This is a genomic window from Paenibacillus sp. BJ-4 (assembly GCF_020404765.1).
Taxonomy (GTDB): Bacteria; Bacillota; Bacilli; order Paenibacillales; family Paenibacillaceae; genus Paenibacillus.
Map to the genome: position 1 here is coordinate 16,309 of NZ_JAIVEM010000006.1, position 25,093 is coordinate 41,401.

At 46.0% G+C, this 25,093-nt stretch carries 26 protein-coding genes and 1 pseudogene; 18 read left to right on the forward strand and 9 right to left on the reverse strand.

Features of this window, described 5'->3' with window-relative positions; all coding sequences use genetic code 11:
• The first annotated feature begins 23 nt into the window (after positions 1-23).
• The 10 genes from rpiA (at position 24) to LCF57_RS01865 (ending at position 8,013) form a co-directional block, all read left to right on the forward strand.
• Positions 24-692 carry a ribose-5-phosphate isomerase RpiA gene (gene rpiA / locus LCF57_RS01825; protein WP_225999195.1) on the forward strand — a complete coding sequence of 223 codons (669 nt, stop codon included), beginning with the start codon at positions 24-26 and terminating at the stop codon, positions 690-692.
• Entirely contained in the window at positions 692-1,141 is a 450-nt protein-coding gene (locus LCF57_RS01830; protein ID WP_225999196.1) for a VanZ family protein, read from the forward strand. Before rpiA ends, LCF57_RS01830 begins: the two co-directional genes overlap by 1 nt.
• A 208-nt stretch (positions 1,142-1,349) precedes the next feature.
• Positions 1,350-1,799, forward strand: coding sequence for a MarR family winged helix-turn-helix transcriptional regulator (locus tag LCF57_RS01835; RefSeq protein WP_025719585.1), 450 nt, complete (start codon positions 1,350-1,352; stop codon positions 1,797-1,799).
• A 230-nt stretch (positions 1,800-2,029) separates the two neighbouring features.
• On the forward strand, positions 2,030-2,797 hold the full coding sequence (locus LCF57_RS01840; protein WP_225999197.1) for a B12-binding domain-containing protein: 768 nt from the start codon (positions 2,030-2,032) through the stop codon (positions 2,795-2,797).
• Positions 2,798-2,968: 171 nt separating this feature from the next.
• Entirely contained in the window at positions 2,969-3,094 is a 126-nt protein-coding gene (locus LCF57_RS27455; RefSeq protein WP_264083434.1) for a hypothetical protein, read from the forward strand.
• 43 nt (positions 3,095-3,137) lie between these two features.
• Positions 3,138-4,856 carry an ATP-binding protein gene (locus LCF57_RS01845; RefSeq protein WP_225999198.1) on the forward strand — a complete coding sequence of 573 codons (1,719 nt, stop codon included), beginning with the start codon at positions 3,138-3,140 and terminating at the stop codon, positions 4,854-4,856.
• Between the two features lie 109 nt (positions 4,857-4,965).
• Positions 4,966-6,219, forward strand: coding sequence for an MDR family MFS transporter (locus tag LCF57_RS01850; protein ID WP_225999199.1), 1,254 nt, complete (start codon positions 4,966-4,968; stop codon positions 6,217-6,219).
• Between the two features lie 20 nt (positions 6,220-6,239).
• Positions 6,240-6,794 carry a nucleotidyltransferase family protein gene (locus LCF57_RS01855; RefSeq protein WP_225999200.1) on the forward strand — a complete coding sequence of 185 codons (555 nt, stop codon included), beginning with the start codon at positions 6,240-6,242 and terminating at the stop codon, positions 6,792-6,794.
• Between the two features lie 89 nt (positions 6,795-6,883).
• Positions 6,884-7,306: a GNAT family N-acetyltransferase gene (locus LCF57_RS01860; protein WP_225999201.1), complete on the forward strand. Its 423-nt coding sequence runs from the start codon at positions 6,884-6,886 to the stop codon at positions 7,304-7,306.
• A gap of 68 nt (positions 7,307-7,374) precedes the next feature.
• The gene (locus LCF57_RS01865) at positions 7,375-8,013 is read left to right on the forward strand and encodes a GDSL-type esterase/lipase family protein (protein WP_225999202.1); all 639 of its coding nucleotides are present in this window, start codon (positions 7,375-7,377) and stop codon (positions 8,011-8,013) included.
• Between the two features lie 104 nt (positions 8,014-8,117).
• On the opposite strand, the gene LCF57_RS01870 is transcribed toward LCF57_RS01865, so the two are convergent.
• The 5 genes from LCF57_RS01870 to LCF57_RS01890 all read right to left on the reverse strand — a co-directional run bounded on the left by LCF57_RS01870 (position 8,118) and on the right by LCF57_RS01890 (position 15,041).
• Positions 8,118-8,999, reverse strand: a complete 882-nt coding sequence (locus tag LCF57_RS01870; protein ID WP_225999203.1) for a TetR/AcrR family transcriptional regulator — start codon at positions 8,997-8,999, stop codon at positions 8,118-8,120.
• A complete protein-coding gene (locus LCF57_RS01875) occupies positions 8,996-12,076 on the reverse strand; it encodes an efflux RND transporter permease subunit (RefSeq protein WP_225999204.1) in 3,081 nt (1,026 codons plus the stop codon). The genes LCF57_RS01870 and LCF57_RS01875 overlap by 4 nt, the downstream gene beginning before the upstream one ends.
• On the reverse strand, positions 12,073-13,356 hold the full coding sequence (locus LCF57_RS01880) for an efflux RND transporter periplasmic adaptor subunit (protein ID WP_225999205.1): 1,284 nt from the start codon (positions 13,354-13,356) through the stop codon (positions 12,073-12,075). The genes LCF57_RS01875 and LCF57_RS01880 overlap by 4 nt, the downstream gene beginning before the upstream one ends.
• A 353-nt stretch (positions 13,357-13,709) precedes the next feature.
• Positions 13,710-14,387, reverse strand: a complete 678-nt coding sequence (locus LCF57_RS01885) for a tetratricopeptide repeat protein (RefSeq protein WP_225999206.1) — start codon at positions 14,385-14,387, stop codon at positions 13,710-13,712.
• Between the two features lie 282 nt (positions 14,388-14,669).
• Positions 14,670-15,041, reverse strand: a complete 372-nt coding sequence (locus LCF57_RS01890) for an iron chaperone (protein ID WP_225999207.1) — start codon at positions 15,039-15,041, stop codon at positions 14,670-14,672.
• A 608-nt stretch (positions 15,042-15,649) separates the two neighbouring features.
• Between LCF57_RS01890 and LCF57_RS01895 the strand changes: the two genes are divergently transcribed.
• Entirely contained in the window at positions 15,650-16,387 is a 738-nt protein-coding gene (locus LCF57_RS01895; protein WP_225999208.1) for a TetR/AcrR family transcriptional regulator, read from the forward strand.
• Positions 16,388-16,413: 26 nt separating this feature from the next.
• Positions 16,414-17,160, forward strand: a complete 747-nt coding sequence (gene map / locus LCF57_RS01900) for a type I methionyl aminopeptidase (protein WP_225999209.1) — start codon at positions 16,414-16,416, stop codon at positions 17,158-17,160.
• Between the two features lie 388 nt (positions 17,161-17,548).
• Here the strand turns inward: map and LCF57_RS27460 are convergent, their stop codons facing one another.
• The 3 genes from LCF57_RS27460 to LCF57_RS01910 form a co-directional block, all read right to left on the reverse strand.
• Positions 17,549-17,677 (reverse strand): hypothetical protein, encoded by a 129-nt coding sequence (locus LCF57_RS27460; RefSeq protein WP_264083435.1) that lies wholly within the window; start codon positions 17,675-17,677, stop codon positions 17,549-17,551.
• Between the two features lie 61 nt (positions 17,678-17,738).
• Positions 17,739-17,897 (reverse strand): hypothetical protein, encoded by a 159-nt coding sequence (locus LCF57_RS01905; RefSeq protein WP_225999210.1) that lies wholly within the window; start codon positions 17,895-17,897, stop codon positions 17,739-17,741.
• A 179-nt stretch (positions 17,898-18,076) separates the two neighbouring features.
• Entirely contained in the window at positions 18,077-19,111 is a 1,035-nt protein-coding gene (locus tag LCF57_RS01910; RefSeq protein WP_225999211.1) for a stalk domain-containing protein, read from the reverse strand.
• A gap of 340 nt (positions 19,112-19,451) precedes the next feature.
• Between LCF57_RS01910 and LCF57_RS01915 the strand changes: the two genes are divergently transcribed.
• The 6 genes and pseudogenes from LCF57_RS01915 (at position 19,452) to LCF57_RS01940 (ending at position 24,232) form a co-directional block, all read left to right on the forward strand.
• Complete coding sequence (locus LCF57_RS01915) at positions 19,452-20,603, forward strand: iron-containing alcohol dehydrogenase (RefSeq protein WP_225999212.1); 1,152 nt, start codon at positions 19,452-19,454, stop codon at positions 20,601-20,603.
• 341 nt (positions 20,604-20,944) lie between these two features.
• A pseudogene (locus LCF57_RS01920) lies at positions 20,945-21,420 on the forward strand (hypothetical protein); the annotation flags it as partial.
• Between the two features lie 221 nt (positions 21,421-21,641).
• Positions 21,642-22,064, forward strand: coding sequence for a MarR family winged helix-turn-helix transcriptional regulator (locus tag LCF57_RS01925; protein ID WP_225999213.1), 423 nt, complete (start codon positions 21,642-21,644; stop codon positions 22,062-22,064).
• A gap of 72 nt (positions 22,065-22,136) precedes the next feature.
• A complete protein-coding gene (locus LCF57_RS01930; RefSeq protein ID WP_225999214.1) occupies positions 22,137-22,718 on the forward strand; it encodes an NAD(P)H-dependent oxidoreductase in 582 nt (193 codons plus the stop codon).
• 221 nt (positions 22,719-22,939) lie between these two features.
• Positions 22,940-23,377 (forward strand): MarR family winged helix-turn-helix transcriptional regulator, encoded by a 438-nt coding sequence (locus LCF57_RS01935; RefSeq protein WP_225999215.1) that lies wholly within the window; start codon positions 22,940-22,942, stop codon positions 23,375-23,377.
• Positions 23,378-23,398: 21 nt separating this feature from the next.
• Positions 23,399-24,232, forward strand: a complete 834-nt coding sequence (locus LCF57_RS01940; RefSeq protein ID WP_225999216.1) for a DegV family protein — start codon at positions 23,399-23,401, stop codon at positions 24,230-24,232.
• A 79-nt stretch (positions 24,233-24,311) separates the two neighbouring features.
• Here the strand turns inward: LCF57_RS01940 and LCF57_RS01945 are convergent, their stop codons facing one another.
• Positions 24,312-24,944 (reverse strand): hypothetical protein, encoded by a 633-nt coding sequence (locus LCF57_RS01945; protein WP_225999547.1) that lies wholly within the window; start codon positions 24,942-24,944, stop codon positions 24,312-24,314.
• Positions 24,945-25,093 lie beyond the last annotated feature (149 nt).

Consider the following 25,093-nt stretch of genomic DNA (forward strand, 5'->3'; position numbering starts at 1 on the left):
CCTATATAGCAGGAGAGATGATCATGAATTTGAAGCAAAAAGCGGCTGAAAAAGCAGTAGAGGCGATTCAGGATGGCATGAAAGTAGGACTTGGTACAGGTTCGACAGCTTATTGGGCTATTCAAAAAATCGGTGAGCGTGTAGCGCAAGGATTACATATACAGGCTGTAGCTACATCCCAAGCCTCGGAGGATCTGGCCAAAGAGCTGGGGATTCCCATCATTCCATTCGATCAGATTGGAAGGCTCGATGTTACGATTGATGGGGCAGACGAAGTGAATGAGCAGCTGGTACTGGTAAAGGGCGGGGGCGGAGCTCTGTTGAGAGAAAAAATTGTGGAGAGCAACAGCGACCGATTAATCATTATTGTGGATGAGTCGAAGGATGTAAAGGTGCTGGGCACATTTCCCTTGCCTGTCGAGGTTGTACCTTTTGCCAGTGAATGGACGTTGGAGTCCTTGCGGCAGACAGGCTGCCAAGCGGAATGGCGTATACAAGACGGCGAGCGTTTCCTGACGGATAACGGTAATTATATTGCCGATTGCCGCTATGGGACAATTGAGAACCCGCAAGAGCTGGAAATCCGATTGAATCAAATTCCAGGGGTCGTCGATAACGGATTGTTCATTAATATGGCGGATCAGGTCATTATCGCACGAGCCAATGGACAAATCGACATCCGTAATAAGTAATGCCGGGTACTCGACTGCTTCGTAGTTTGGTATGTGTGCTATTCATTTTATATACAGCGCTTCTATTATACTGGATGTTTCTCGGATTTGGGCGTACCCTACGACCGGGACCTCCGTATTCGTATAATATCGTTCCATTGGATACAATTAGACAATATTGGAGGGCAATGCATTCGTTCCCTTTTCGGGTATGGGGTGTTAATTTGCTCGGGAATATTGGTGTATTCATTCCCTTCGGTGTTCTTTTGCCGATCATTTGGGTGTCCTTGCGCAGGATAGGCAGACTACTGTTAACGGTGGTGGCCGCGCTGGTCATTCTTGAAGTGTCCCAAATGCTGCTTGGCGCAGGTACAATGGATGTGGATGATATCATACTGAATGTTGTGGGTGTATGTTGTGGCCGAGCTGGCTATGTATTTTTACGAAAATGGTTAGGGATTGCGTCATAAAAAAGTCCTGTTCTTCGTACCGTCACTACATAAACTGGTGACGGGTGGAGAGTGGGCTTTTTTACTTCATGAATTGCAATGATCACGCGATAATGGTAAATTAATCCATTGTAGATTGCAAAAGAAGCAGGGATAAACGCTTAAACTTGACAAAAGCATGCAATTAATATATCTTTGAATAAAGATATGACTAACGGAGGCTGTTACTATGTCTGTAAAACCAGATGATCAGGATTTGGCGCTTAATTTGTTTGTTGTGCTGGCTCGTGCCTATAATTCGGTCACGTCCCGCACGAATCGCGATATTCATAGTCATGGATTGAATACAACAGAATTTGGTGTACTTGATCTGTTGTATTATCGCGGACCACAGCCCTTGCAAAAAATTGGAGAAAAGGTGCTCATCTCCAGTGGGAATATAACGTATGTCGTGGATAAGCTTCAGAAAAAAAACTTGCTCACCCGGCGTGCATCACAAGATGATCGACGTGTAATTTATGCAGAATTGACCGACGAAGGACGCCATTTCTTTGAGCAAATATTCCCACAGCACCATCGTGTTATTATGGAGACGGTGGATGGTCTGTCTGTGGAAGAGAAGGAGCAGGCCATTCATTTGTTAAAAAAGCTTGGACTAACCGCTGAGGGACAGAGCTGAGGGATAGAAAATAGCGACTCATAGGCTGCACACGTTCAGACTGCAGGTTAAATATGTTTTTAGATAAAATACCGTATTTACGGTATTTTATTTTTTTTGTCGTAATTTGGGGGAGTAGGGTTAATGTAGAGACGCAAATCAGGTATAATTATCTAATAGTCACGCTCGGATGTATTCACCAGTTCCTGCTTACAGTTAACAAATCGGTCTTGTCTGGGAAGGAGCTGTACATGAGTATACAGCAATATACAGCAGGTGAGTCGCTGCTGATGCAAGCAGGAGATTTGGCGGAATTGGTCATCAATAAGCAATACGAATTACAGCCGGATCTTTTACTGCGTTTTGGGGATAGCGGCAAGGCAAAAACGAAACAGGATTCTATTTATAGCTTGAATTATTTGGCAGAAAGCGTCATCGTGAACAGTCCTATTCTATTTACACAGTATGTTTCTTGGCTCAAAAAGCTACTGGAAGGCTTCGGCATTACTCAGGAGGATTTGTCTATTCATTTCGGGCTAATCCAGGAGACGTTGATAGAGCATTTCCATCATCCAGATAAAAGTGTAGTGCTGGAGCACATGAATTTGGGGTTACAGCAAATTGCGCAGCAAGAGCAATATGCCTCTTTTATTAATGATGATAATCCATTCTCGACGGATGTGGCTCAATATTTGGAGTATTTGCTTGCAGGTAACCGCAGACAGGCTTTGGACCAGATTGTCCATTTGCTGGATGAAGGTATAACCATTCGACACATCTACAAATATATTTTTCAAATTTCACAATATGAACTGGGCCGACTGTGGCATGAAGGCAAAATCACCGTTGGACAAGAGCATTTTTGTACGGCTGCTATTCAATTTATTATTTCCAGCCTGTATCCCAGTTGGATCGGTAATGGAAGTAAGGGACACAGCCTAGTGGCCGCTTGTGTAGGCAGCGAGCAACATGAAATCGGCTTGCGTATGCTGGCAGATTTATTCGAGATGGATGGTTAAGATACGTATTATTTAGGTGCTAATGTACCTGATCGGAGTTTAGTTTCAGGCAATTGTGAGTTATAAGGCGGATGTGGTGGCCATCTCAGCTACTATGGCTTACCATGTCCATCTGGTGAAGAAATTGATTGCTATCATCCGCAAGAAGCCGCTACAAGCCATGTGAAGATTATGGTCGGTGGCTTACCCTTCAATCTCGATCCACGCCTGTGGGAGAAAGTAGGGGCGGATGGAAGCGCACCAGATGCCGAGGGAGCACTTGAGGTTGCAAAGGGATTACTGTCGCCCGGTAAATAGTTTGGTTTGGAAACCGGAAGTCATTTTGTAAAGGGGGCCTTTAATGATGAAGGAACCGGCAGCAGAAATGGCTGTCCTGCGGAAAACAGTTGAACAATTAACGGACGAGATTGTGAAAAGCAAGGCTGAGGAAGAAAAGTTGCTGAATGAATTTTCAGCTATGAATAATGAGCTTGTCAATCTGCAGCGCCAGCTGGCCAAAAGCAATGCGGAATTAAAACGAACGAAGGAAGAAGCGGTAAGGGCCAATGAACTGAAAAGCACTTTTCTCGCGGTAGTCAGCCATGAATTCAGAACGCCTATGAACGGTATACTTGGAATGATCGAAATGCTGGGTTCATCCAGACTATCACCGGATCAACGGCAGGCCATCGGTGTTATACGTGAGTCTGCATCCCTATTGTTAAACATGATTAATAATCTGCTTGATATATCCAAGGTGGAAGCAGGACAGATGGAGCTGGAGATCGGAAATGTCAGGGTTCAGGCGATTATGAGCCATGTGGCCCAGTTGCTGGAGCCGCAAATCTATCAGATGGGCAACCGTTTGAGTATAGAGACCGATTCCACTGTAGCAGAGCATTTGGAGGGAGATTCGGCAAGAATCATGCAGATCTTGCTCAATCTGCTGAACAATGCCAATAAATTTACGAGTGACGGATTGCTTGTTGTCCGAACAAAATTGGTGAAAGATACAGAAGATTCCCAGCGTGTTCGGTTTGAGGTGCAGGATTCGGGTATCGGAATTTCACCTGAGGATCAGGCTAAGCTCTTTCAGCCTTATGTGCAGGCGGGGGAAGGCAGTGCCTCACAATATGGGGGAACCGGACTGGGGCTATGGATTTGCAGCTCTTTTGTACAACTCATGCAGGGACAAATAGGAGTCGTCAGCGAGGAAGGACAAGGCTCCACGTTCTGGTTTGAAATTCCTTTGATGAAAGGCTCCAAACAGGCAGACGAAATAGAAAAGCATAAAAATGCTGATTTAACGACGCTTGGCGAGTTGCTGCGTGAGCATAGTCATTCTCAAGCTATTTTGGTAGCTGAGGATAATCGGGTGAATCGCCAGGTGATACAAATGCAGCTTAACCGCTTGGGATTCCAGCATATTGATTTTGCAGAGGATGGGCGTGCTGTGGTCGAAGCGGCCGCCAAACGATCCTACGCTTGCATTCTGATGGATCATCACATGCCCCTCCAAAATGGTAATGATGCGACAAAAGCGATCCGCCAGCGTGAAGCAAAAGACCAGCACCCACCGATACCGATTATTTCCCTGACCGGAAATGTGTCCGAGGAGGATCGCGAACGGGGGCGTGAGGTAGGAGTGAACGATTATTTGATGAAGCCGGTAACAATTGAAAAGCTGACTGAAAAGCTGGTCAAATGGCTTCCCAAGCCTGAAGCTGAGCCTATCCTGAATGAGGAAGTCATCCGCGAAATTATGCTGCTGGACGAGGATGGCAGTACAGGACTACTGCAATCATTGGTCGATATGTATACTAGTGATACGCCTGCCAAAATCAACACATTAAGAGAGTTGGCTGCCTCTGGAGAAGCCGCAAAGGTAGAGGGGGTAGCCCATGAGTTGAAATCGGGCAGTGTGAGTCTGGGTGTCGGGCGCTTGTCCACACTGCTGTCCGATATTGAGCAGCTTGCACGGGAGAACCGACTCGCAGAAGCACAAAGTAAGCTGGCAGCGCTCCAGTCTGTCTATCAGGCAACGTGCTTGGAACTGGAACGATATATCGGCCAAAACTGAGGGATTCCCCGCTTGTTGGACTTGCACACGACGCTTCTATAACACTTCTACGATGGTGTGCAAGTTTTTTAAGGGGTCGGGACAGAGAAGGAGGGCATGAGAGACATATATGAAAGAACAGCTACGCTCGATTCACCCATTGGCCTGGACGATTATTGCGGGTACTATTTTCGGCCGGATGGCCACATCGATGAGTATACCGTTTTTGTCCATTTATTTGACCACTCGTTTGGGAGTATCTCCCTTTCATACGGGAATCATCGTATCGGTCAGCTCGCTAGTCGGTATTTTTGCCAGCTTTTACGGTGGATATATTTCAGATCGCATCGGACGGCGTAAAGTGATGCTGGTATCCATCGCCAGTTGGGCGCTTGTATTCGTTGCTTTTGCGTTGGCTGAAGCGGCTTGGGCCTTTTTTGTCATTAATGCCTTAAATGGACTGTGCAGATCCTTGTTCGAGCCTACTTCGCGAGCGCTGTTATCAGATGTTACCCCCAAGGAAAAAAGGCTGCTTATCTACAATATGAGGTATGCGGCCATTAATGTAGGTGTGGTGGCAGGGCCGCTGCTCGGTCTGCTACTGGGCTCTGCATCCACGGGGACGCCGTTTATGGTAGCTGCTGGTGTGTACGCCTTGTATGGAGTGTTGCTGTTGATTCAATTTGCACGGTATGCCGCCGATCTGCATGTAGGGACCACAACGGGAGAAGCTCCGCTGCGGATGGGAGAGGCGTTCCGTACAGCCAGCCGTGATCCGATATTTATGCCGATTTTGCTGGGAACCGTATTTTGCGTGATGGGTTATGCTCATTCCAATTCCACGATGCCTCAATTTTTATCGTCATCCTTCGAAGAAGGAACCCGGTGGTTTACATACATGCTCACGGCCAACGCGATTTGCGTATTGGCTTTCCAGTATCCACTTGTCCGGCTGGCAAGCCGTTTTTCCCCAGTAAGTTCCCTGATTGCAGGCAATCTATGCATTGCGGTCAGCTTGCTGCTGTTCAGTGTGCTAAACTCAGGCTGGTTGTTTATACTGGATATGGTGCTGTTTACGATAGGTGAAGTATTATTGTTCACGATGCTGGATGTGTTGATAGATCAGATTGCAGATGCTCAATATAAAGGGACCTACTTTGGTACGATTGGCTTTAATAATCTTGGGAGTGTGCTGGCTCCTTTGTTTGGCGGCTGGTTGCTGGAGAGCTATGGCCAAACGGCGCCGCTTGCCGTTTTTGTTCCGATTACGCTGTCGGTCGTATTGGGCATTCCGTTTTTGCTGGTAGCTCGCCGGCGTCTGGCGCAGCGTACAGCCCGGATTGCGGCTGAGGCTGGAGAGCCCGTACAGCAACTGTCATCTTAAAATAAGGAGCTGAGTGCAGGATGAAGCAGGAAGAGGATATACAGCGAATTATACACATGATGAATGATCCGCAGGTTCTTGAAGACTTGCGCAACGTACGGGCTTTGGGGCTGCCTCAAGGCTGTATTGCCGCAGGCTATGTACGTAATCGGGTGTGGGATAAACTGCATGGTTATACGACCGCTACACCTATCAATGATATAGATGTCATTTATTTTGATCCGAAAAATACGCTGGCGGAACGAGATGAGCATCTGGAGCTGTCCTTGAATCGTAAGCAGGCTGGACGTAACTGGTCTGTCAAAAATCAGGCGCGGATGCATATCCGCAACGGGGAAGCCCCGTATTCCTCGATAGAGGATGCCATGAGTCGTTGGCCAGAGACGGCTACGGCCGTAGCCATTAGATTGAATGATGAGGATCAAATAGAGGTTATTTGCCCGCATGGTTTAAACGATCTGCTGGATATGCGGGTACGTCAAAGTCCATTGTTCCGTCACACGACGGCTTTTCGTCAGCGTGTATTTGAGAAGCAGTGGCTGGATAACTGGCCGTTGCTTATTGTGGAGAATTAAATACTATAAATCAGCAGGATAGCTGTCCTGATACAAGGCTTAGCCCAAATGTGCCAAAGGATTCAGGATATAAGGAGAGACGACTAACGATGTTTAAAAATTTAAAAACAAGTCTGGATCGGGAGGAGGTCCTGGAGCTGCTGACTTACGCGGTACTGGATCGTCCTGAACAGGGAGAGGAAGCTTTACGTTTCTACCAAACCTCGGATGAATGGAAGCTGTACGGTGTGGAAGATGAAGGACTTATTGTAGGTGTCATCGGTTTTGAGGAGCGAGAGGATGGAACGATCGTGCTTCATCACCTGGCTGTATTGCCTGAAAATCGTCATAGAGGCTACGGCAGAGGTATGCTGCTTACGCTTATTAAGGAACGTAGCCCGAAACAACTCACGGTAGAAACAGATGCGGAAGGAGCGGATTTCTTTCGTAATGTGGGATTCGCTGTGTACGGATCGGAGGATTTGCCAGGTGGTGGGCAATTCCATTGTGTATATGAAATAGACGAAGAATAAGCGAATCTCCGGGTCGCGCGTTCCTTTTTCCACATAAGATAGATTATGTCGGAGGGAGGTGGGTTTCATTGGCGTACCATTACACAGCGATTGGAGATTCTTTAACGACAGGTGCAGGCACGCTGCTGAGCGGCGGATTTGCACCCATCTATCGACGAATGGCGGAAAGACATCTCCATACGCCAGTCAGCTACGAGAATTTGGGAATCAACGGACTGACTTCACAGGAACTGCTGTCGTTGATCCGCAACAATTCGCTTTTTCGGTCGGCGCTCAGTCGAGCTGAACTCATAACGGTGTCGATCGGTGGAAATGATTTGCGTCCATACATCAGCGCCCTTGCTGGAGGTTCCGGCTCGTCGGGTTCTTCCATTCCGCAAGCGTTGAATCACACCAAAGAACATGTACGCCAAATTGTACATGCCCTGTATCAGATAAAGTCCGGTCAGCGTGAGCCATTTATCATTCGAATGGTGGGATTATATAATCCTTTCCCAGGGGTGAGGGAGGCGGGAGTATATGTGCGCCAGTATAACTCGTTTCTCTATACATTGGGCGGACCAAATTACCGGGTGGCGAACATTTACCCCGCATTTGAGGGCTATGAACGGGCACTGCTTTCGTTAGATCGGGTGCATCCGAACAGTCGTGGTTATCGCGTGATCGCGGAAGAGCTGAATCGGCTTGGTTATGCACCGTTACGGTGAGCGTGAGAGGATGCTTTGGATCGGACAAAGTATATTAAAGAAAGAGGTTCATGATGGCAGTAGAAACTGACCATCATGAACCTCTTTTTATGCATTTCGGCGTGCTAAATCTCCAATACAGCCTTCAGCTTGGTACAGTCTTCCAGCAACTCGGGCAGCTGCCCCAAAAATAGAAGGAGGGCTTTCACGTGAGCTATTTCCACGTTTTCTTCCGAGAGCTCACGCTGTAATCTGCTTAGGATTTGCACATATTCATTCCGGGTAGCTTCATTTAATTTAGTTTGTTTCAGAACCGTATCTATACGTTGCAGTGCATAGGAGATTTGTTTTCCTTTGGTCCAGATTTGGTCAGAATCTTCATAGAATACGGAATCGCGGCCCCACATGATTTGATGTTGAACATCAGGGCTCAACATTCCTTGTGCCAGTATATCCGTAATGCTGACGATAAATTCAGCCAGTGTTTTATGCTCCGTCGAGGACAGTTCTGAATCGCTCATTCGGAAGGAATTAATAATGATACTTTTGATGACAAAATTGATATCGTGCGCATAGTCACGTATAGATTGTCCATAAGCATCAATTAAGAAATCAACCATCACGTTAGACAAATAATGTTCAACACGATCAATGGCTTGTGCGATTTTTTCTTCCTTAGAACCGATTAAAGGGACGGAGTATACCAGCAAATGAACTTTATTCTTATAAATCCGGCCCAGCGCAATCAAATACAGTTGTCTCAACTTTTCACGGGAAGGTAGCTGGTGCTTCAAATAAAGTTCTTTAATATCTGCATCAAGAAGTTTTTCAATCAGGACGATTGTCCCCAGCAGCAACTCTTCTTTACTTTGAAAGTATTTATAAAAGGAAGCCTTGACCATCCCGCTTTTGCGGGCAATTTCATCCACCGAGGTGGCATCGTACCCTTTTTCAGAAAACAGGGAAAGGGCGGCATAGATAATATCTTCACTCGTTATTTTTTTCATTGTACCCCCAATTTTTTGCTCTGTCTCTTTAATTTCCAGCGGGCAATAACCATATACAGGGACGGAACCACAAACATCGTAAGAATGGTCGAGTACATCAATCCAAACATAATGGTATACGCCAGCGGTCTAAACATAAGCTCTCCAATAAGCGCAATCGGAATCAGACCGACAATGGCTGTCAGTGAAGTAAGCAATATGGGACGGAAACGCGCTTTGGTCGCTGCAATAACCGCCTCCTTCAGTTCGATCCCTTCACGTCTTGCATCCTCAATAAACTCAATCAGCACAATGCCGTTACGTACGACAATACCTGCCAAGGTCATTAAGCCCAACACGCCCATAAAAGTAATCGGTGTATTTAGAATGAACAAGCCAAGAAATCCACCTGCTGCTGCCATATACACGGTAGTCAATATGATGAGTGGAGTCGAGAAAGAATAAAATTGCAAAAAGATCAGCATGAAGATTAATAGGATGACGACAACATATAACCATCCTATTTCTGATAAAATGTCATCTTGTCCTGAAATCTCGCCGCCAATTTCCCAAGTGTAGCCTGGAGGAAATTTAATGTCCTGCAATTTAAGCTTGACATCCTTCATGACTTCGGAAGCTGTACGGCCGTGAACTTCAGCTTCAACAGTAATCGAACGCTTTAAATTATAATGGTTAATTTTTTGTGTTGCAAAGGATGGTTTCAACTCAGCCAATTGAGATAAAGGGATTTGAACACCATTGGCATTAGTCACATTCAATTGCTGAAACAAATTTTCAGGATTTTGATCGGTTTGGCTTAGCTTCAGCTTAATATTGATCAAATCTTTCCCCGTATCAAATCGGCTAAAGCTCACGCCATTACCCATTAACAAGAGTGTACGTGTCAGATCATTATTGCTAATCCGATATTGATCCATCGCTTGTTTATTGATTTGGAAATCCAACGTATAGCCTTCATTTTCCATATTGTCTTGTATGTCCTGTGTTCCTCTGGTAGCCATAATGCCTTCTTTTAACTGCTGTGACAACGAACGCAGCTGACCTACATCATTGCCTAAAATCCGAATGGAGATCGGCTTACCGAGAGGCACCCCCACTTTGGCTATTTTCAAGGAAATGGATTGACCCGGATAACGATCCTTTAGGATAGAGGACCATTTGACTGCCATTTCATCGGGATCAAATACACCTTCTTCCCCAACAATAGCAATCTGACCCACGGTTGTGCCTGTTTTGGCGTCAGCGGTCATATCTTGAAACAACTGGGGAGCGTCGCCGCCAGCCGCATAACTGATCGTTTCCACATGAGGCTGCTGCTTCACCCATTTGGCAATATCCTCGGTGACCCGCTTGGTTTCTTCTATAGAAGTACCTATTGGCATACGCACATTAATGCTTAATTGCGGATCGTCTGTTCTGGGGAAGAGGTCGATCGGAATCAGAGCAAGTACACCGTACAGTGAGGTGCTGATCAATAATCCTAATGCAGCATATAATCCAGGTCGTTTAATCACTTTAGGAATAAGCTTGCCGGCATATGCGTTACGAAGAGCATCAATTTGTTTTCCCAGCAGTCCCGGCGGCTTCATGGTGGAGTTGGGCGTTTTTTGACTTCGTTGTCCATACCATTCTCTAAAGATTGGGATGACGGTAAAGGACATGAGCATGGAAGCCAATAACGTAAAAATAACAGCAAACGGTAATGGTTTGATAAGGGAGCCTGCATCGCCTGATAAAAAGAACAGCGGGGCAAAGGAGGCTACAGTTGCCAGGGTTGCGGTCAAAATGGAAATGGAAACTTCTTTCGTTCCATTTAATGCTGCTATCTTGGGGCTCTCACCCAAGGTCATCATTCTACGTTCAATATTATCATTAATCACCACAGCATCATCGACTAGAATCCCCATTACAATAATGAGGCCGATGACGGTAACTTGATTCAGCGTTACGCCGAGCATAGGAAGAATAATGAAGCCTATGGCAATCGAAATGGGAATAGCCAGTGCGACAAAGGAAGATGTGACCACATTCAATCCCAATGTACATACAATAACAACAGCTGCAATAGCAAACAGCAATTCACGGGTCAAGCCATGAAAAATATGATCAATCCGCTCGGTCTGTGAAAATAATGTATTCAGTTGAAACGTATTAGGCAGATCCGGTTTTAACAACTGCATTTCTTGATTTACTTTACTATAAATCGTGTCTACGTCAGAGCCGGTATTACCGTTAATCGTCAGTGTAATAGCTGGTTTACCGTTAAAAAAGGCCATGTAATTGCTGGTATTTTGCGTAAGTAAAACGCTGCCCACATCACTGAGATACACAGGAGCGCCACTTTCAGTTTTGGAAATAATGACCTTACTCAAATCTTGAGCATTCTTGGACTGCGTCACATTCATTCGGTATGTGCGTTCGTTGTAATCCAGATTGCCTATCGGATATTGCTCATTTTCCTTCTGCACTGCACCCATGAGCTGTTCCCAACTGATATGGTACTGCTGGAGCTTTTGAGCATCAATCTGAATCTGAACCTCTTGATCCGGTAATCCCTTGATTGTTACTTCCGATACACCGGGAATGGTTTTTAATTGATCCTTCCACGATTTCACCATATCATTTAGTTGATACAATTGCTCCACAGAGTCCCCCGTGATGGCGTAGGAATGGATAAATACCTTATTCAAATCATCGTTAACGACAGGCTTTTGAGCATCTGTGGGCAGAGAAGACTGGGCATCGTTCATTTTTTTGCGTAAAGCATCCCAGGCTTCCGTAGCATTGGCGTTGCCTTCTGTCTCAATGATAATCGTCGAAAGTCCATTTTCGGATGTAGAAGAAATCTTTTTAATATGATTGATTTCTTTCATTTTTTGTTCCAGAGGCTTCGTGACCGTTTGTTCTACCTTTTGGGGTGTAGCTCCAGGGTACAAGGTCGTGACCACAGCGGTTTTCTTGATAATATCCGGCGTTTCCTGGCGGGGAAGCTGGGAGACACTATACAGCCCGGCAACAATCGCCATGATAAAAATAAAGAGGGTCAGTTTTTTCTTTTTGATAAAATATGCAATCATTTGCTCGTTCCCCCCGTGATCTGAACGGGCAGCCCATCGTAAATCAGGTTTACTCCGGTGGTAACGATACGATCCCCGACATTCAGCCCCTTGGTAATTTCGAGCTTATTGTTGGACATCTGGCCGACATTCACGACCGTCTTGACCGCCTTGTTGTTCACCACTTTATAGACAAAAGTATCTGTACCGTTATTAATGACCGCCTTGGCCGGGAGCAAAATTTGCTCACTCTGGGTCAGTTGGCGGCCTGCCTTTACGACTTGTCCCGGGGCCCAATCATGCTGGGGGTTAGGAACAATCACTTCTACGTTGATACTGCCCGTATTGGTGTTGGTGGCCGGATAAATTTTGCTGACCGTTCCTTCTCTGTTCTCATCGTACAGTTGAAGCTGGACTGTCTGACCTTGCTTCCAGTTCGTGATTTCATGATCGGGAACAGGGAGCAGCACCTTGAGCTTGTCGATTTGTCCGATACGATATACTGGCTGTCCAGCGCTCGCCAATTGTCCCACCGTTGCCTTTTTCTCCAGAATAACGCCGGAAATAGGGGCTTTTAAAGCTGTCTTGGAGAGGGAAAGTTCGGCTTGCTTTTTTGCAATGACCGCCTGTTGATATGCCGCAGTAGAGTTATCCTTGGAGGCTTCTGCCTGTTCTTTTGCGGCGATGGCCGATTCTTTCCCGGCTTGGGCCTGTCGCAAGCTGGATTCTGCCGATTGCCGATCTTCTACTGTGGCTCCCTCCTGGATTAAGGAGAGGGCTTCTTGCGCATCCTCCAGATCCTTGGAGGCGTTGGTTAAAGCGAGCTGTGCATTTTCATAATCGTTTTTGGTTGCAGCTCCCTGATCATATAAAAGCTTGGTGCGTTCAGCGGTGGCTTGTGCTTTAGTCAAAGCGGACTGTGCTCGTTGCACTTTGGTACGGACCTGTGCCCTTTCTTGCTCACGGGCACCCTTGTTCACTTTGTTGACTCCAGCTTGAGCTGCTGCTTTTTGCGCGTCGGCGGATTGAATGGAGGCATCTGCGCTGGAAATGGCGGCTGTAGCATTTTTGATACCTGCCTGTGCTTCAAGAATGGCCGTATTAGCCTGCTCCAGTTGGAGCTGATAGCTGGATGGATCAAGTTTGCTCAAGATCTGTCCTTGGGATACAGAGTCTCCTACGTTCACAAGTGTGTCACGTATCAGACCGGATAACTCGAACGATACGGTGGTGTCTTCATAGGGCTGTAGTGTGCCTGAAAGGTGAAAAGAAGCAGACAGCGGCTCTTTTTTTACAGTCATTGCTTCCACCTTTTGCTTTTGTTGTTCTGCTGCATCATTTTGACTCAACCCTGTAGATGAGCAAGCTGAGGTAAACAGAAGAATGAATATGGCAGATATGTAGAGACTGGGTTTCAACAAGATGATCGTCCTTTCCGGTTTTATACTTTTGAGTTTATTTATAAACTCTAAGGTTTATAAGCGGATTATATGACCAGATTTGTGGCATGTCAATAACAGGTTACAAAATAAAACGCTGATCAGGAGGAACAAAATGATTTGATTCAGGTCGATGGAGGAGCTGTGTGGATAAAACGTAAAAACGACCTTTCTCAAAAGAAGAGAAAGGTCGTTAAGGTAAAATATAGATCCGTCTAGCCTATTAATTTACGGAATAAGCTGCGTACAGCCCACTTGCGCTCACTTCGTTTACGGTATTTGGGCAGAGAACGATAGACGGCAATGGACTGGTTAAAGGCTGCCGTGGCCTCATCCTTGCGTCCCAGCATTCGGTACATCAAGCCTGTCAGATAATAGCCTTCGCTGGAAGAGGATTGAATTTCCTGAAATTGCTGCAGATAGTGCAGTGCCTTATTTACGTCGTGTTCCTTGAAAGCTGCGGCTAAATGCAAATAGGGCTCGCCGTATTGCACCCGCGGGTTAATGTCCAGTGCTTTCAGTAAATGCTGCTCTCCATCTTCCAGATGGTTTGTGTGTACTTCAGCCGTTCCTCGTGCATTCCAATAGTCTGCGGAATCTTCATAGCGGGATTGAATTTCCAATAGAAGTTCCAAAGCCTGATGGTATTTCTTGCTTTCGATCCAAATACGAGCCAAATCGAACTTGGCAGCCACATCGTTGGTATTTAGCGCAATCTGTTGACGCAGCCGTGCCACGTTGCGTCTTCTTTTCCAGGGCTTGCTGATGCTGGGCAGTACACCCACAAAGCTGCGATCCAATATATAGATCACGATGAGCAGTACGATCAGCGCGAGAAAAGGGTTGCCAAGCAAGCTCCATAGTAGCGAAAAAATTAGAAATTTCCCAATCATTCTGCTCCCATCCTCCTGTACATGTAACCATCCATACTTTCCACATTATAGCATAGGGTCACTTTAAGGGTCATTAGCATGATGAGATTTCGAAGGATGATAGCTTTCTATATTGGTGGGGGGTAAGCGAGAAAAGGAACCCTTGAATACAGAAGCGACATTAGTTTTGTATTATGGCAAAGGGTATCTAAGTAACGCTAAGCATATGAAACTTGTTTACCTTTTTTACAAACCCAAAAGGCCTTAAAACGCAAATATGAGCCTCTAAGGACATCCTATTTTTTATTCCCGCCAAAAGGTTGAACAGTCTGCCTTATCCAAAATATTAAACTCGATTATTTTCTCAAGTAATGAAAAATCAACTGGACTATCCCACTGGATACGTACCAACTGCTTGGTGTGATCATAGCCAGCCTGCACAATTAACTCAGAAAAATGATTAATCCCTGCCCTTTCAGGAGCAACGGCCAAATGATGTTTGGCTACGCTAAAGCCAATAATAAATGTGCCGTGATCCGTAAACATAGGCTGATTCCACGCAATTTTTGGCATTAAATTTGGAAACTTCTTGAATACCCAAGCCAAAACCTCTTGAGTTCGGGCCCGATGTTGCGGGTTATCAATATGTGTTAAATATTCTGCAAAAGCTTCCATGTTGTTCCCTCCTAAAATAAAAAATATGTCGTTCAGAGAAGTTCCTCAAACCTATTTGTCGTTAAAATTCCTCACAGAATCGCTCAGACACGTTCTTAACAACACCTATTTCCAACTATATATATTTTCAAACTAGTAGAAAGATCCTGAAATAACGTGCTTAAGCCCCAGCCCGGGGATTAACGGGAATTCCGGCTCAAAACCGAAATCGGTGCTTGACCAGAGGAGTAGATGCGAGTGCGTAAAAGCGGGCGAAAAATCTAATGGTTGTGAGCGACGCTATTGGGTAAAAATGGGGGTTTACAAAATGTAACGGTTGCCAGCGGGCCTATTTCCCGTTTTTTCGTAGGCAGAGGGGCTGTTTCGTCCAAATAAGCGCGCATACAACCGTTAGAAAGAAACCCCCTTTTTTTGGTCCGATTAAGCGCTATGACAACCGTTAGCGTAGCAATGTTCCAAACAGGTCGCTCGTTCGAGGCTAACCCGTTGGTCAAGCACCGATTTCTAGGTTGAGCCGGAAATCCTCCAGCTAATCTCTTGTTATTCGCAAGCCAATGTTTTATATTGACATAAGAGTAGGTCAAAAATAAAAGAGGTGAACGGACGAGATGTCTCCACGCACGAAGGAACAAAACGAAGAGATCCGGCTGCGGCGTCTGGCGCAAATCCGGAAAGCCGCTGCCGATGTGTTTTTGAATAAAGGGCCTTTACTGGAAATCCGCGATGTGGCCGTGCAGGCGGGACTCGGCTATGGCACGGTATACCATTATTACAGCAATAAGGGCGATTTGCTCCACGATCTGCTATGGGACGCGTTGGAGCGGGCCGAGGGATGGCTGGAGGCCTCGCTAGAGGCCCCGCGCGCTTCGGCTTCGGGGGAGGCACCGGCGGGCGGGCATTTCGGCTTGGCTGCTGCGGCAGCGGACACCGGGAACTCGGCTACCGCGGATTCCCGAAGCGGAAGCCGCGAAACGGCCGCTGCCGCAGAGCTTGGCCCCGTCGCCGCCGCCAGCGTCCGGCTGCTGCAGCTTTGGGCGGAGGACCACGCCCTGTACCTGCTGCATAAGCTGGCCGGTGAGAGCTTTGCCTCGCTGCCTGAAGCGCGCTCGGCCCCGCTCTCGGCCGCCTTTCGCCGGGAGGTGCTCGCGCCGCTTGCCGCGCTGCTGGAAACCGGGCGTGCGGCGGACGGGGCTGCCGCTTCCGGCGGAAACGCGGCGGAGCCGCCATATCGGCTACAGCACGCGGAAATGCTGCTGGCCGCCTTGGTCGGCTGCGCCTCGCTTTCGCTTCGCCGCGGAAAGCTGCACGAGGAAGCCAGGGATATCGTCCGGTTTTTAAAATTATAGAATTGATAAGGAGCGAATAAACAAAGATGATCATTTTAAAATCACCTAGGGAAATCGAACAGATGAAGCCGGCGAGCCAAATCGTTGCGGACTGCTACCGCGAGGTAGCCAAACTGATCCAGCCTGGGATCACCACCCGGGAAATCAATGACTTTGTTGCCAGACACATCACCAAGCTGGGCGGCAAGCAGTTTACGAAAGGGTACAACGGTTTCCCCGCCGAAACCTGCATTTCGGTCAACGATGTGGTGGCCCACGGCATTCCTTCGAACCGGGCGCTTATGGACGGCGACTTGCTGAAGCTCGATATCGTCGTGGAATACGGCGGATGGTTCGGCGATTCGTGCTGGTGCTATGCGGTGGGAAATATCCGACCGGAGGCGCAAAAATTAATGAAGGTGACAAAGGAATGCTTGGATCTGGGGATCGCCCAGGCGATCCCCGGGGGCCGGCTTGGCGACATAACGTCGGCGATTCAACAGCATGCGGAAGCGAACGGGTATTCGGTCGTACGCGATCTGCTGGCGCATGGGATCGGGCGGAGCTTGCACGAGGAGCCGAGCTACGAGCATATCGGCGTAGCCGGCAAAGGCATTCGGTTAAAGGAAGGCATGGTGTTTACGATTGAACCGATGGTCAACGAAGGTACGTTCCGTATCACGATCGACGACGATCAGTGGACGGCGAGAACGGCCGACGGCAAGTTGTCGGCGCAATATGAGCATACGATCGCAGTCACGCCGGACGGACCGCTGATTTTAACGGCCCAGTAAGAATAGAGACGAACGGACGGGAATGCGTCATTTTAGGAAATAAGTCGCCAACCCAGCCTGACGAAAGTTCGTAATCCGAAACGACGAGAAAGCGCTGAGCCCAGCCTGGAACCAGAGAAGTTTTTTTACATGGTTTGTAACTTTACCGATTTACGAAAAACCGCGTTGTTATGCGGTTTTTTATTATGACTTTGGTATCAATTTTGTAACCTTTATGGAAAAGGGTGTAAAAATCGAACGAAACTTAGTGCACAATTCGTGCGTCTAATTTATGACGATTCGCCAAGCCGGATCTGGTGCCGAAAAACCGTCTCCCCGGAAAAATGGACCAGAAGTAAAACACTTCCATTAGCTTAGTAGAACGATCCTGAAATAACGTAAAAGACATTCAACCTAACCCATGCTTCCAACGAAAAGGAACAGGATTGGCGTTGACTTCTTGAAGATACAATTCAATACGTTGTTTCAATTCTTCCTTGGACTTCACTCGTAGGTGACGAAGCACTTGTTTCGTCATCTTTGCAAAAAAGCTTTCAATCACATTGAGTCAAGAACCATGTTTGGGGGTGAAGATCAGTTCAAAACGTCCGGGCACACTCTCCGTCGGCATAATGGAGAAGAATTCGCGCGCGCTCAACCCGTCGGAATTCTTCTGTACGCGCTTTGCTTATTCGCTGAAGCATTTCACGATCCGCATCCGCTACATGCAGTTTTTCTTTTTTGGACTTGAAAGGCATGATATCTCTCCGTTCGTGTGTTAGAAAAGAGGGTCGAATTACGTGTTGAACAATGGGAACGAATCAATACCTTTTGCCGCCTGAACGCAAACCGCAAGGGAGGCGTCCGGCAGAAGGCAATCAGAAGATAATGAATGTGGTACTGGAATAGCCTGCTGTTATTGGCTATCCGGATCGTCTTAAAACAGCCTGCGGGCTGTTACGAAACGTTCCTGCCATTTACCGTCAAGCGTGTCAAAATGAACGCCGCGTTCTTTGGAGAATGTATGCAGTAATTTGTTGTTCCCTGCATAGATAGCCACATGGCCGATCTCCAGCCCGCGTGCGCTAAAGAACAGCAAGTCGCCTTTGCGCAGCTCGTTCAGCCCGACCTCCCGACCTTCTTTAGCCTGATCGTAAGAGACACGGGGGAGGACGATGGAGAGCGTATGCCGGAACACTTCCCCCACAAAAGAAGAACAATCAAAGGTCGATGTCTGGCCGGTTGCTGCGCCGAATTCATAAGGGCTACCGAGAAATTTCTCGCCGTAGGCGATCAGTTCATCTCCTTGCTGTTCCGCCAGGGATGGGCTGGTATAATCGCTGTATTTTGGTTTAGCCGATATGTAGCCGGTCAGGTTGTCTTTAGTACGCACTTCCAGCCAGAGGGCATTGACCTCGCGGATGACATGAACCTTTTCGCCGCTTGGAATAAGCCGCAGGGAAGGGGAAGCTCCCGATGAATCCGGCTTGCTGCGCAGGTTGACCCCGGAAAGGACCGTTGTGAAAAAATCGTCCCTGGAGACAATCCGGATCGCCCGGGTCGGGGCATCCCACTTCACTGTGCTCCCAAGTGCTTCGCTTACAAAACGTAGTGGAACCATCGTGTTGCCCTTAATAATCTGTCCGGGAACATTCAGGGACAGGGGATTGCCGTTTAGGGTGGCAGAAAGTTCCCCGATGCGGTAGGTCAGCACCGTGTTGCCTTTGGTTGCTGTTACGGTTTTGCTGGTTCCGTCCCAGGAAAGCCCGGCTCCTTGCGCCTCAAACAACTGGCGAATAGGGACGAGTGTTGTACCGCCTAGCAGCAACGGCTGGGCGGCAAGCTGAAGCGGGCGGTCATTCACATAGACGGTCGTCACCGGATTCAGCGGCACCGACTCCGCATAAGACGAGTTCGCTTGGAGCAGCGACACAGCCAGCAGAGCCAGCAATACTCCTTTTTTCATTGTCATGCTGTCATCACCTCGTTGTTAATATGTTCATCTAAGTTGTACGAGGCTGCCTTTGATTAGTTGTGTACCAAATATTGGACTGATTCTGCAGGATACTCGTCAAAAGAACCAAATCATCCGGGTCAGTCTAGGCTTGTTTAATGGAGTTTGAAAACGAAGACAGCAGATTTTCTTTGGGAAAACAAAATAAACAAAAATAAAACAAAATACAATCTGTGTTTTGATATTGACATCAAAATGAAATAAAGATAAAATTACATATGTGAAATATTTCACTTTTAAGAATGGTTCCGTATTTAGCGAGGCATCAAGAAGTGAATCCTTTAGGAGGCCGATTTTTATGAGCGCACATGTATTTTTTGTACCGTCTATCAATCTAATGGGAAAAGGCTGTTTGCATGAGGTTGGACCCTATATAAAAGAACTGAATTTAAACAAAGCATTAGTCGTGACGGATAAGTTTTTGATGAAAAGCGGTATTGCAGGCAAGGTCACATCCTTGCTGGATGATATTGGCTTGGACTATGCGGTATACGATGAGGTTAAACCAAATCCGACCTGTAAAAATGTACATGATGGCGTTCAATTTTTGCAAGAAAACGGTTGTGATTTTTTAATTTCCATTGGCGGAGGATCACCACAGGATACGGCTAAGGGAATCGGCATTATTGCTACCAATGGGGGACATATAACCGAGTATGAGGGCGTTCATAAATCCAAGCATAAATCGCTGCCTATTGTCGCTATTAATACCACGGCAGGAACATCCGCTGAAATCACGATTAATTATGTCATTACGGACGAAGAACGCAAGGTCAAAATGGTTATGGTTGACAAGAATAGTGTAGCTGCGATTTCGGTCAACGATCCTGAACTGATGGTAGACAAACCCGCCGCGTTAACGGCAGCTACAGGACTAGATGCTTTGACACATGCCATTGAAGCTTTGGTTACTCCAGGTTCCTATCCTGTAACGGATGCAACCGCGTTGGCAGCAGTAGAGATTATTTTTAATCATTTGGCCCGTACGGTGAAAAATGGTCATGATATAGAAGCACGTGAGCAAATGGTTTTTGCTATCTTCTTGGGAGGACTTGCATTTAACAATGCCGGCTTGGGTTACGTTCATGCTATGGCCCATCAGCTTGGCGGCGCATACGATTTGCCGCATGGTGTTTGCAATGCCATGCTGCTGCCGATTGTGGAGGAGGAGAATGCCAAGTATGTACCAGAGAAATTTCGTGCCATCGCTAAGGTCATCGGTTTTGAAGACAAGGGGAAAACGGATAAGGAATGCGCAGCTTATGTAATCCAAAGAATCAAAGACCTGTCGAAGGAAGTTGGGATTCCTTCCAAGCTTTCTGAACTGGGCGTAAATGAAGTGGATTTGGATCTGCTCGCCGAGAACTCAATGAAGGATGCTTGCGCTCCAAGCAATCCGTTCATACCTACCAAAGAACAAGTCATCGAGATGTTTAAGAAAATTCTTTAAATAAAAGGTGCAATTATTTGTTATATGCTATTAAGGGCTGTCCCAGATTATCGAAGAATACTGGGAACAGCCCTTTTTATACATTTTACTTCTAAGAAATCTGCGAGACTAGAGATAAGACAACCCCGTTGAATATTAAGGGCACTGCTCTCTCGGCTAAGGCTGTATGGGACTCTTTTTTTCCTTCTACATTCCAACGAAAGGTTACACCATAAATAGACCAGCTTAAAATGGTTGCAGCAAGCTCTAGCGTTCTTTGATCTGCATTGTTTGTTTCTCTTGTTATGAGCTGAAGTATGAATTGCTCTAATTGATTCTTAATATGTTCTTCCAGGATCGGTGGAGCTCAGCCGAATCCGGATCACTGTCCATTGGCCCATCCGGGCTGGATCTGGAAGGAAATAAAGTGACTGAGCCGATGGCAGAAGAAGAAATCGCCAAGGTCATTGAGGCCTTTGCCGATGCGGCAGCGAATGCAAAACGACTTGGCTTTGACGGCGTTGAAATTCAAGGGGCGCACGGCTACCTAGTTGATCAATTCTTCTGGGAGAAAACGAACCAACGGACGGATCGCTATGGCGGCAACATCATAAAACGTGCTCAATTTGCTGTCGAACTTGTGGAAGCTATTCGTGCTGCAGTTGGCCCTGATTACCCAATTAATGAACTACTGGAACGACTGAACAACAATGAATTTGATCTGGTAGCCGTTGGGCGCGCGCTATTGAGCGATCCTGCATGGGCTACGAAAATACGTGAAGGTCGGATTCATGATCTTCAAACGTTCACTCCAGAGGCACTTAAGACTCTCTTCTAATGTATCTAATTATGTAATGTTTACACCATAAAAATCCATATAGGCCCCTAACGGTAATAAGACGAGTTGACGTTCAGAAACCGCTGAGGGGTCATTTTGTGCAATCCATTTAAGCCTGTGTGAGTAGCTCGACAAGGGAAAATTAAAGAATTTTGGGAAGAGTGTGTGAATGCCTGCAAAAAGCACTTGATATATATAGATGTCTATGCAATAATGCTTATATGTTAAAAAATAATGCCGCTGCACTGATAGGAACGATCAGAGATTCGATCCATAAATTGATTGTGTCTGAGCTCGAATCCTATGGAGTTGAAGGGATTGTTCCTACCCATGGTGGAATATTAATGTTCCTCTATCAAAAGGATGGGCTTTCCATCAAGGAATTGACACAAAAAATTTCTCGCCAGCAGCCCACAGTCACTGTTTTGGTCGACAAGCTCGTGAAGCTGGGATATGTCGAAAGAAAAAAAGAAGGGGAGGATAGCAGAGTAACCCTGATTTATCTTACCGATAAGGGGAAAGAGCTGGAGCCTGTATTTGAAGTGATCTCCAATAAATTAAAAGAAACCATATACGGTGGTCTCAAGGATGAAGAAAAAGAACAACTGGAATATCTGCTGGAACATGTAAAAAACAGATTATAAATTTTTTTAGATAAATGTATAGATATCTATATGAAATTCAAAATAATATTAAAATATCTGGAGGTAATTGAAATGAAACATCTTATCGTCTATGCTCACTCTAACGCTGAAAGCTTTAACCATGCAATACTGGAAACAGTCATAAATGCTTTGAAGGAAAAAGGCGATGAAGTCGTTGTACGCGATTTGTACGCACTTGATTTTCAACCTGTATTAAAACCTGAGGATACTGCTGCTATGAGAGCCGGACAAACTTCAGCCGATATCAAGGTAGAGCAGGAATACATCACACAATCCGATACGATTACATTTATTGCTCCGATTTGGTGGACGGGTCTTCCGGCTATCCTGAAAGGCTACGTTGATCGTGTATTTGCCTACGGCTTTGCATATACGTCTGGTCCGGAAGGGATTCATAAGCTTCTTACAGGTAAAAAAGGTTTTATTGTAAATACACATGGTACACCAAACGAAATTTACGATGGAATCGGGATGACGGCAGGATTGAAAATCACTTCGGATACGGGTATTTTTGATTTCGTTGGAATTGAATCCGTCGGTCACTTGCTGCTTGGAAGTATCGGTTACCTTGATGAAGATGGCTATAAAGGACTGTTGAAGCAAGTCCAAGATACGGTTAAATCGGTGCTATAAAGTTAGTTCTTATCGTTCAGAAACGTAAGCCAGTCTTCAAATGATGAGGTCAACCAGTATTTACGGGTTGGCCTTTCTGTCATCTACTGAGTCATCTAATGTAACAACTCCTCTATGTATTAAAATTCACAAATAATTCATTGTTATTATCGCTCGCGATTCATTATAGTACATAGTATTAATAGTTAACTATATGTATTATGCGTTATACGGAGGTTACTATGAAAGAAGTTTATTTAAGGGACCGACTAAGAGAATCGGTTCAACGGATTTATAACATGGAATTATTCAGTAGTCTGACAGCGCTTGTCCAAGGTGAAAACCATGTGCTTCAATATTTAGTTCAGCATCGGGACGATGAAATTAATCCTTCCTTACTCAGCGACCATCTGCATGTGTCCAGATCAAGAATTACGGCAGCGCTTACGGGCTTAAGAAAAAAAGGCTATGTCACTATGGAGATGTCGGAGCATGATAGACGACGGATGTGTGTAAGGCTTACACCAGACGGTGAATCCTTGATTAAACAAAAGCAAGAGAGAATAGAAGGCTATTTTGAAGCGCTTGTAGCCGGTTTGGGCGAGGATGATGTAAAGGAATTTATACGGTTGATTGAGCTTTCCATGAGCATTATGGATTCGGATTCCACTGGAAAATAACATAAGATGAGGGTGTACAGAATGAGGTATACAATAATAGCAGACAGCTGCTGCGACTTAACAACAGAACTTAGAGAGCAGCTGCAGATTACTACGATTCCGTTAAACATGACATTGGGAGAAAAATGCTTCGTTGATGATGATACGCTGGACTTGCCTCAGTTCATGGAAGAAATGAAAGCCTGTACAACCAAGATTGGATCTGCATCACCTTCACCCTTGCTTTACAAGGAAGCTTTTCAAGGCCCGCATACTTCTTTTGCCATTACATTATCCAGCAACCTTTCCAGTTCGTATTCTAGTGCATTGGTAGGAAAAGATATGGCGGAGGAAGAAAATGGGGCAGATGTCCATGTTTTCGATTCGAAAAGCGCATCGGCTGGACAAGTATTGTTAGCTCTTAAGCTTCGGAAGCTGATCGACGAGGGATATCATAAAAGCGAAATCATCTCTTCCCTGGAAACCTTTATCACGAAGATGAAGACTTACTTTGTGTTGGAAAACCTGGATAATTTGGTGAAGAATGGTCGAATGAATAAAATTACGGGCAAGATACTTTCATTCTTGCATATCAGACCTATTTTAGGTTCCGATGGTGACGGGAATATCGCCTTTTTTACTCAAGCACGCGGTCAGAATCAAATCATCGAAAAATTGGCAGATACCATTGAAAAAAGTGGTCGGGATACCGAGGGGGAAAGCATCGTCATTACTCACTGCAATAATCCCGGTCTGGCGGAAAAATTAATGAATGCGTTGAAGAATCGTTATCAATTCAAAGATATTCATATTGTGTCCACCAGAGGGATCAGTTCGATGTATGCCAATGACAAAGGTATTATTATGGCTTTTTAGCTATTCAGGGTTTATCTTCGCTCGAACGAGTGTGGGATAAACCCATTTTTGTGGGCTGAGACTTTGCAGAGGTTCAAACCTATCTCAATTTTCTAATGATGACAGAGGCGTTCACGCTGGTTTGAGTTCCTCCAGCCAATGTTTGCAGGGTAACTGGAGTGGCAGAGCTATGGTTTCGCAGCGTAAGAACATCTCCACATGCCAGAGCGAGGATGGCTTGCCCTGTGTTCTGCTGCGTGCCGGCTCCTGAACCGTATAGGGTTCCTCCAGCCAGGATGCCATTAATATAGATGGCGAATTGGTTGGGCTCTACACCCGACACAGAAAAGTGAACCTCATAGTTCCCCGCGTCGGCGACAGTAATCTGTGTAGTCCCAGGAACATGAGCAATTCCAGGCGTAAGTATACCATTCGAATCCAGAATGACATCCGCTTCAATCGGAACGACTTGAGGTCTTAGGTTGTAAATATAACCGAACTGTGCCAAGCCATCTGTGGCAGGCCCCCCTCTTGTCTCTAAAGCGTCATGAGGAATATTCACATGGACAAGTTGTTTTTTGACGATAATATCTTTGCCAAAAAATTTTCGTTTCGAGCGGCCTTTTTTCTTTGGGGGCGTCTCATCAAACTTTTTCTCTAACTTATCAAACCAGGAACGAATAAAAACATTTTTTTTGCGGCCTTTTTTTCGTTTTAATTCAGGACGACCCAATACAAACACCTCCATATGGTTTGTTGTATACTACTCCATTCATCTAGGAGAGGCATGGATATCTGTCCTGCATTTCATAGGCAACAATCTATCTTTGGTTAAAAATAGGCTTTTGTACAAGGTACATTCGTCTAGTAAGTAAAATGGCG

Excerpts from the sequence above, each read along its gene's own strand:
- LCF57_RS27455 (WP_264083434.1), top strand. The coding sequence starts at position 2,969 with ATGGTCGGTGGCTTACCCTTCAATCTCGATCCACGCCTGTGGGAGAAA.
- LCF57_RS27460 (WP_264083435.1), bottom strand. The coding sequence starts at position 17,677 with ATGACGAAACAAGTGCTTCGTCACCTACGAGTGAAGTCCAAGGAAGAA.
- LCF57_RS01860 (WP_225999201.1), top strand. The coding sequence starts at position 6,884 with ATGTTTAAAAATTTAAAAACAAGTCTGGATCGGGAGGAGGTCCTGGAG.
- LCF57_RS01875 (WP_225999204.1), bottom strand. The coding sequence starts at position 12,076 with ATGATTGCATATTTTATCAAAAAGAAAAAACTGACCCTCTTTATTTTT.
- LCF57_RS01940 (WP_225999216.1), top strand. The coding sequence starts at position 23,399 with ATGAGGTATACAATAATAGCAGACAGCTGCTGCGACTTAACAACAGAA.
- map (WP_225999209.1), top strand. The coding sequence starts at position 16,414 with ATGATCATTTTAAAATCACCTAGGGAAATCGAACAGATGAAGCCGGCG.
- LCF57_RS01870 (WP_225999203.1), bottom strand. The coding sequence starts at position 8,999 with ATGAAAAAAATAACGAGTGAAGATATTATCTATGCCGCCCTTTCCCTG.
- LCF57_RS01840 (WP_225999197.1), top strand. The coding sequence starts at position 2,030 with ATGAGTATACAGCAATATACAGCAGGTGAGTCGCTGCTGATGCAAGCA.
- LCF57_RS01855 (WP_225999200.1), top strand. The coding sequence starts at position 6,240 with ATGAAGCAGGAAGAGGATATACAGCGAATTATACACATGATGAATGAT.
- LCF57_RS01925 (WP_225999213.1), top strand. The coding sequence starts at position 21,642 with ATGTTAAAAAATAATGCCGCTGCACTGATAGGAACGATCAGAGATTCG.
- LCF57_RS01880 (WP_225999205.1), bottom strand. The coding sequence starts at position 13,356 with ATGACTGTAAAAAAAGAGCCGCTGTCTGCTTCTTTTCACCTTTCAGGC.
- LCF57_RS01890 (WP_225999207.1), bottom strand. The coding sequence starts at position 15,041 with ATGGAAGCTTTTGCAGAATATTTAACACATATTGATAACCCGCAACAT.
- LCF57_RS01910 (WP_225999211.1), bottom strand. The coding sequence starts at position 19,111 with ATGACAATGAAAAAAGGAGTATTGCTGGCTCTGCTGGCTGTGTCGCTG.
- LCF57_RS01895 (WP_225999208.1), top strand. The coding sequence starts at position 15,650 with ATGTCTCCACGCACGAAGGAACAAAACGAAGAGATCCGGCTGCGGCGT.
- LCF57_RS01930 (WP_225999214.1), top strand. The coding sequence starts at position 22,137 with ATGAAACATCTTATCGTCTATGCTCACTCTAACGCTGAAAGCTTTAAC.
- LCF57_RS01850 (WP_225999199.1), top strand. The coding sequence starts at position 4,966 with ATGAAAGAACAGCTACGCTCGATTCACCCATTGGCCTGGACGATTATT.
- LCF57_RS01835 (WP_025719585.1), top strand. The coding sequence starts at position 1,350 with ATGTCTGTAAAACCAGATGATCAGGATTTGGCGCTTAATTTGTTTGTT.
- LCF57_RS01905 (WP_225999210.1), bottom strand. The coding sequence starts at position 17,897 with ATGCCTTTCAAGTCCAAAAAAGAAAAACTGCATGTAGCGGATGCGGAT.
- LCF57_RS01885 (WP_225999206.1), bottom strand. The coding sequence starts at position 14,387 with ATGATTGGGAAATTTCTAATTTTTTCGCTACTATGGAGCTTGCTTGGC.
- LCF57_RS01845 (WP_225999198.1), top strand. The coding sequence starts at position 3,138 with ATGATGAAGGAACCGGCAGCAGAAATGGCTGTCCTGCGGAAAACAGTT.
- LCF57_RS01915 (WP_225999212.1), top strand. The coding sequence starts at position 19,452 with ATGAGCGCACATGTATTTTTTGTACCGTCTATCAATCTAATGGGAAAA.
- rpiA (WP_225999195.1), top strand. The coding sequence starts at position 24 with ATGAATTTGAAGCAAAAAGCGGCTGAAAAAGCAGTAGAGGCGATTCAG.
- LCF57_RS01830 (WP_225999196.1), top strand. The coding sequence starts at position 692 with ATGCCGGGTACTCGACTGCTTCGTAGTTTGGTATGTGTGCTATTCATT.
- LCF57_RS01935 (WP_225999215.1), top strand. The coding sequence starts at position 22,940 with ATGAAAGAAGTTTATTTAAGGGACCGACTAAGAGAATCGGTTCAACGG.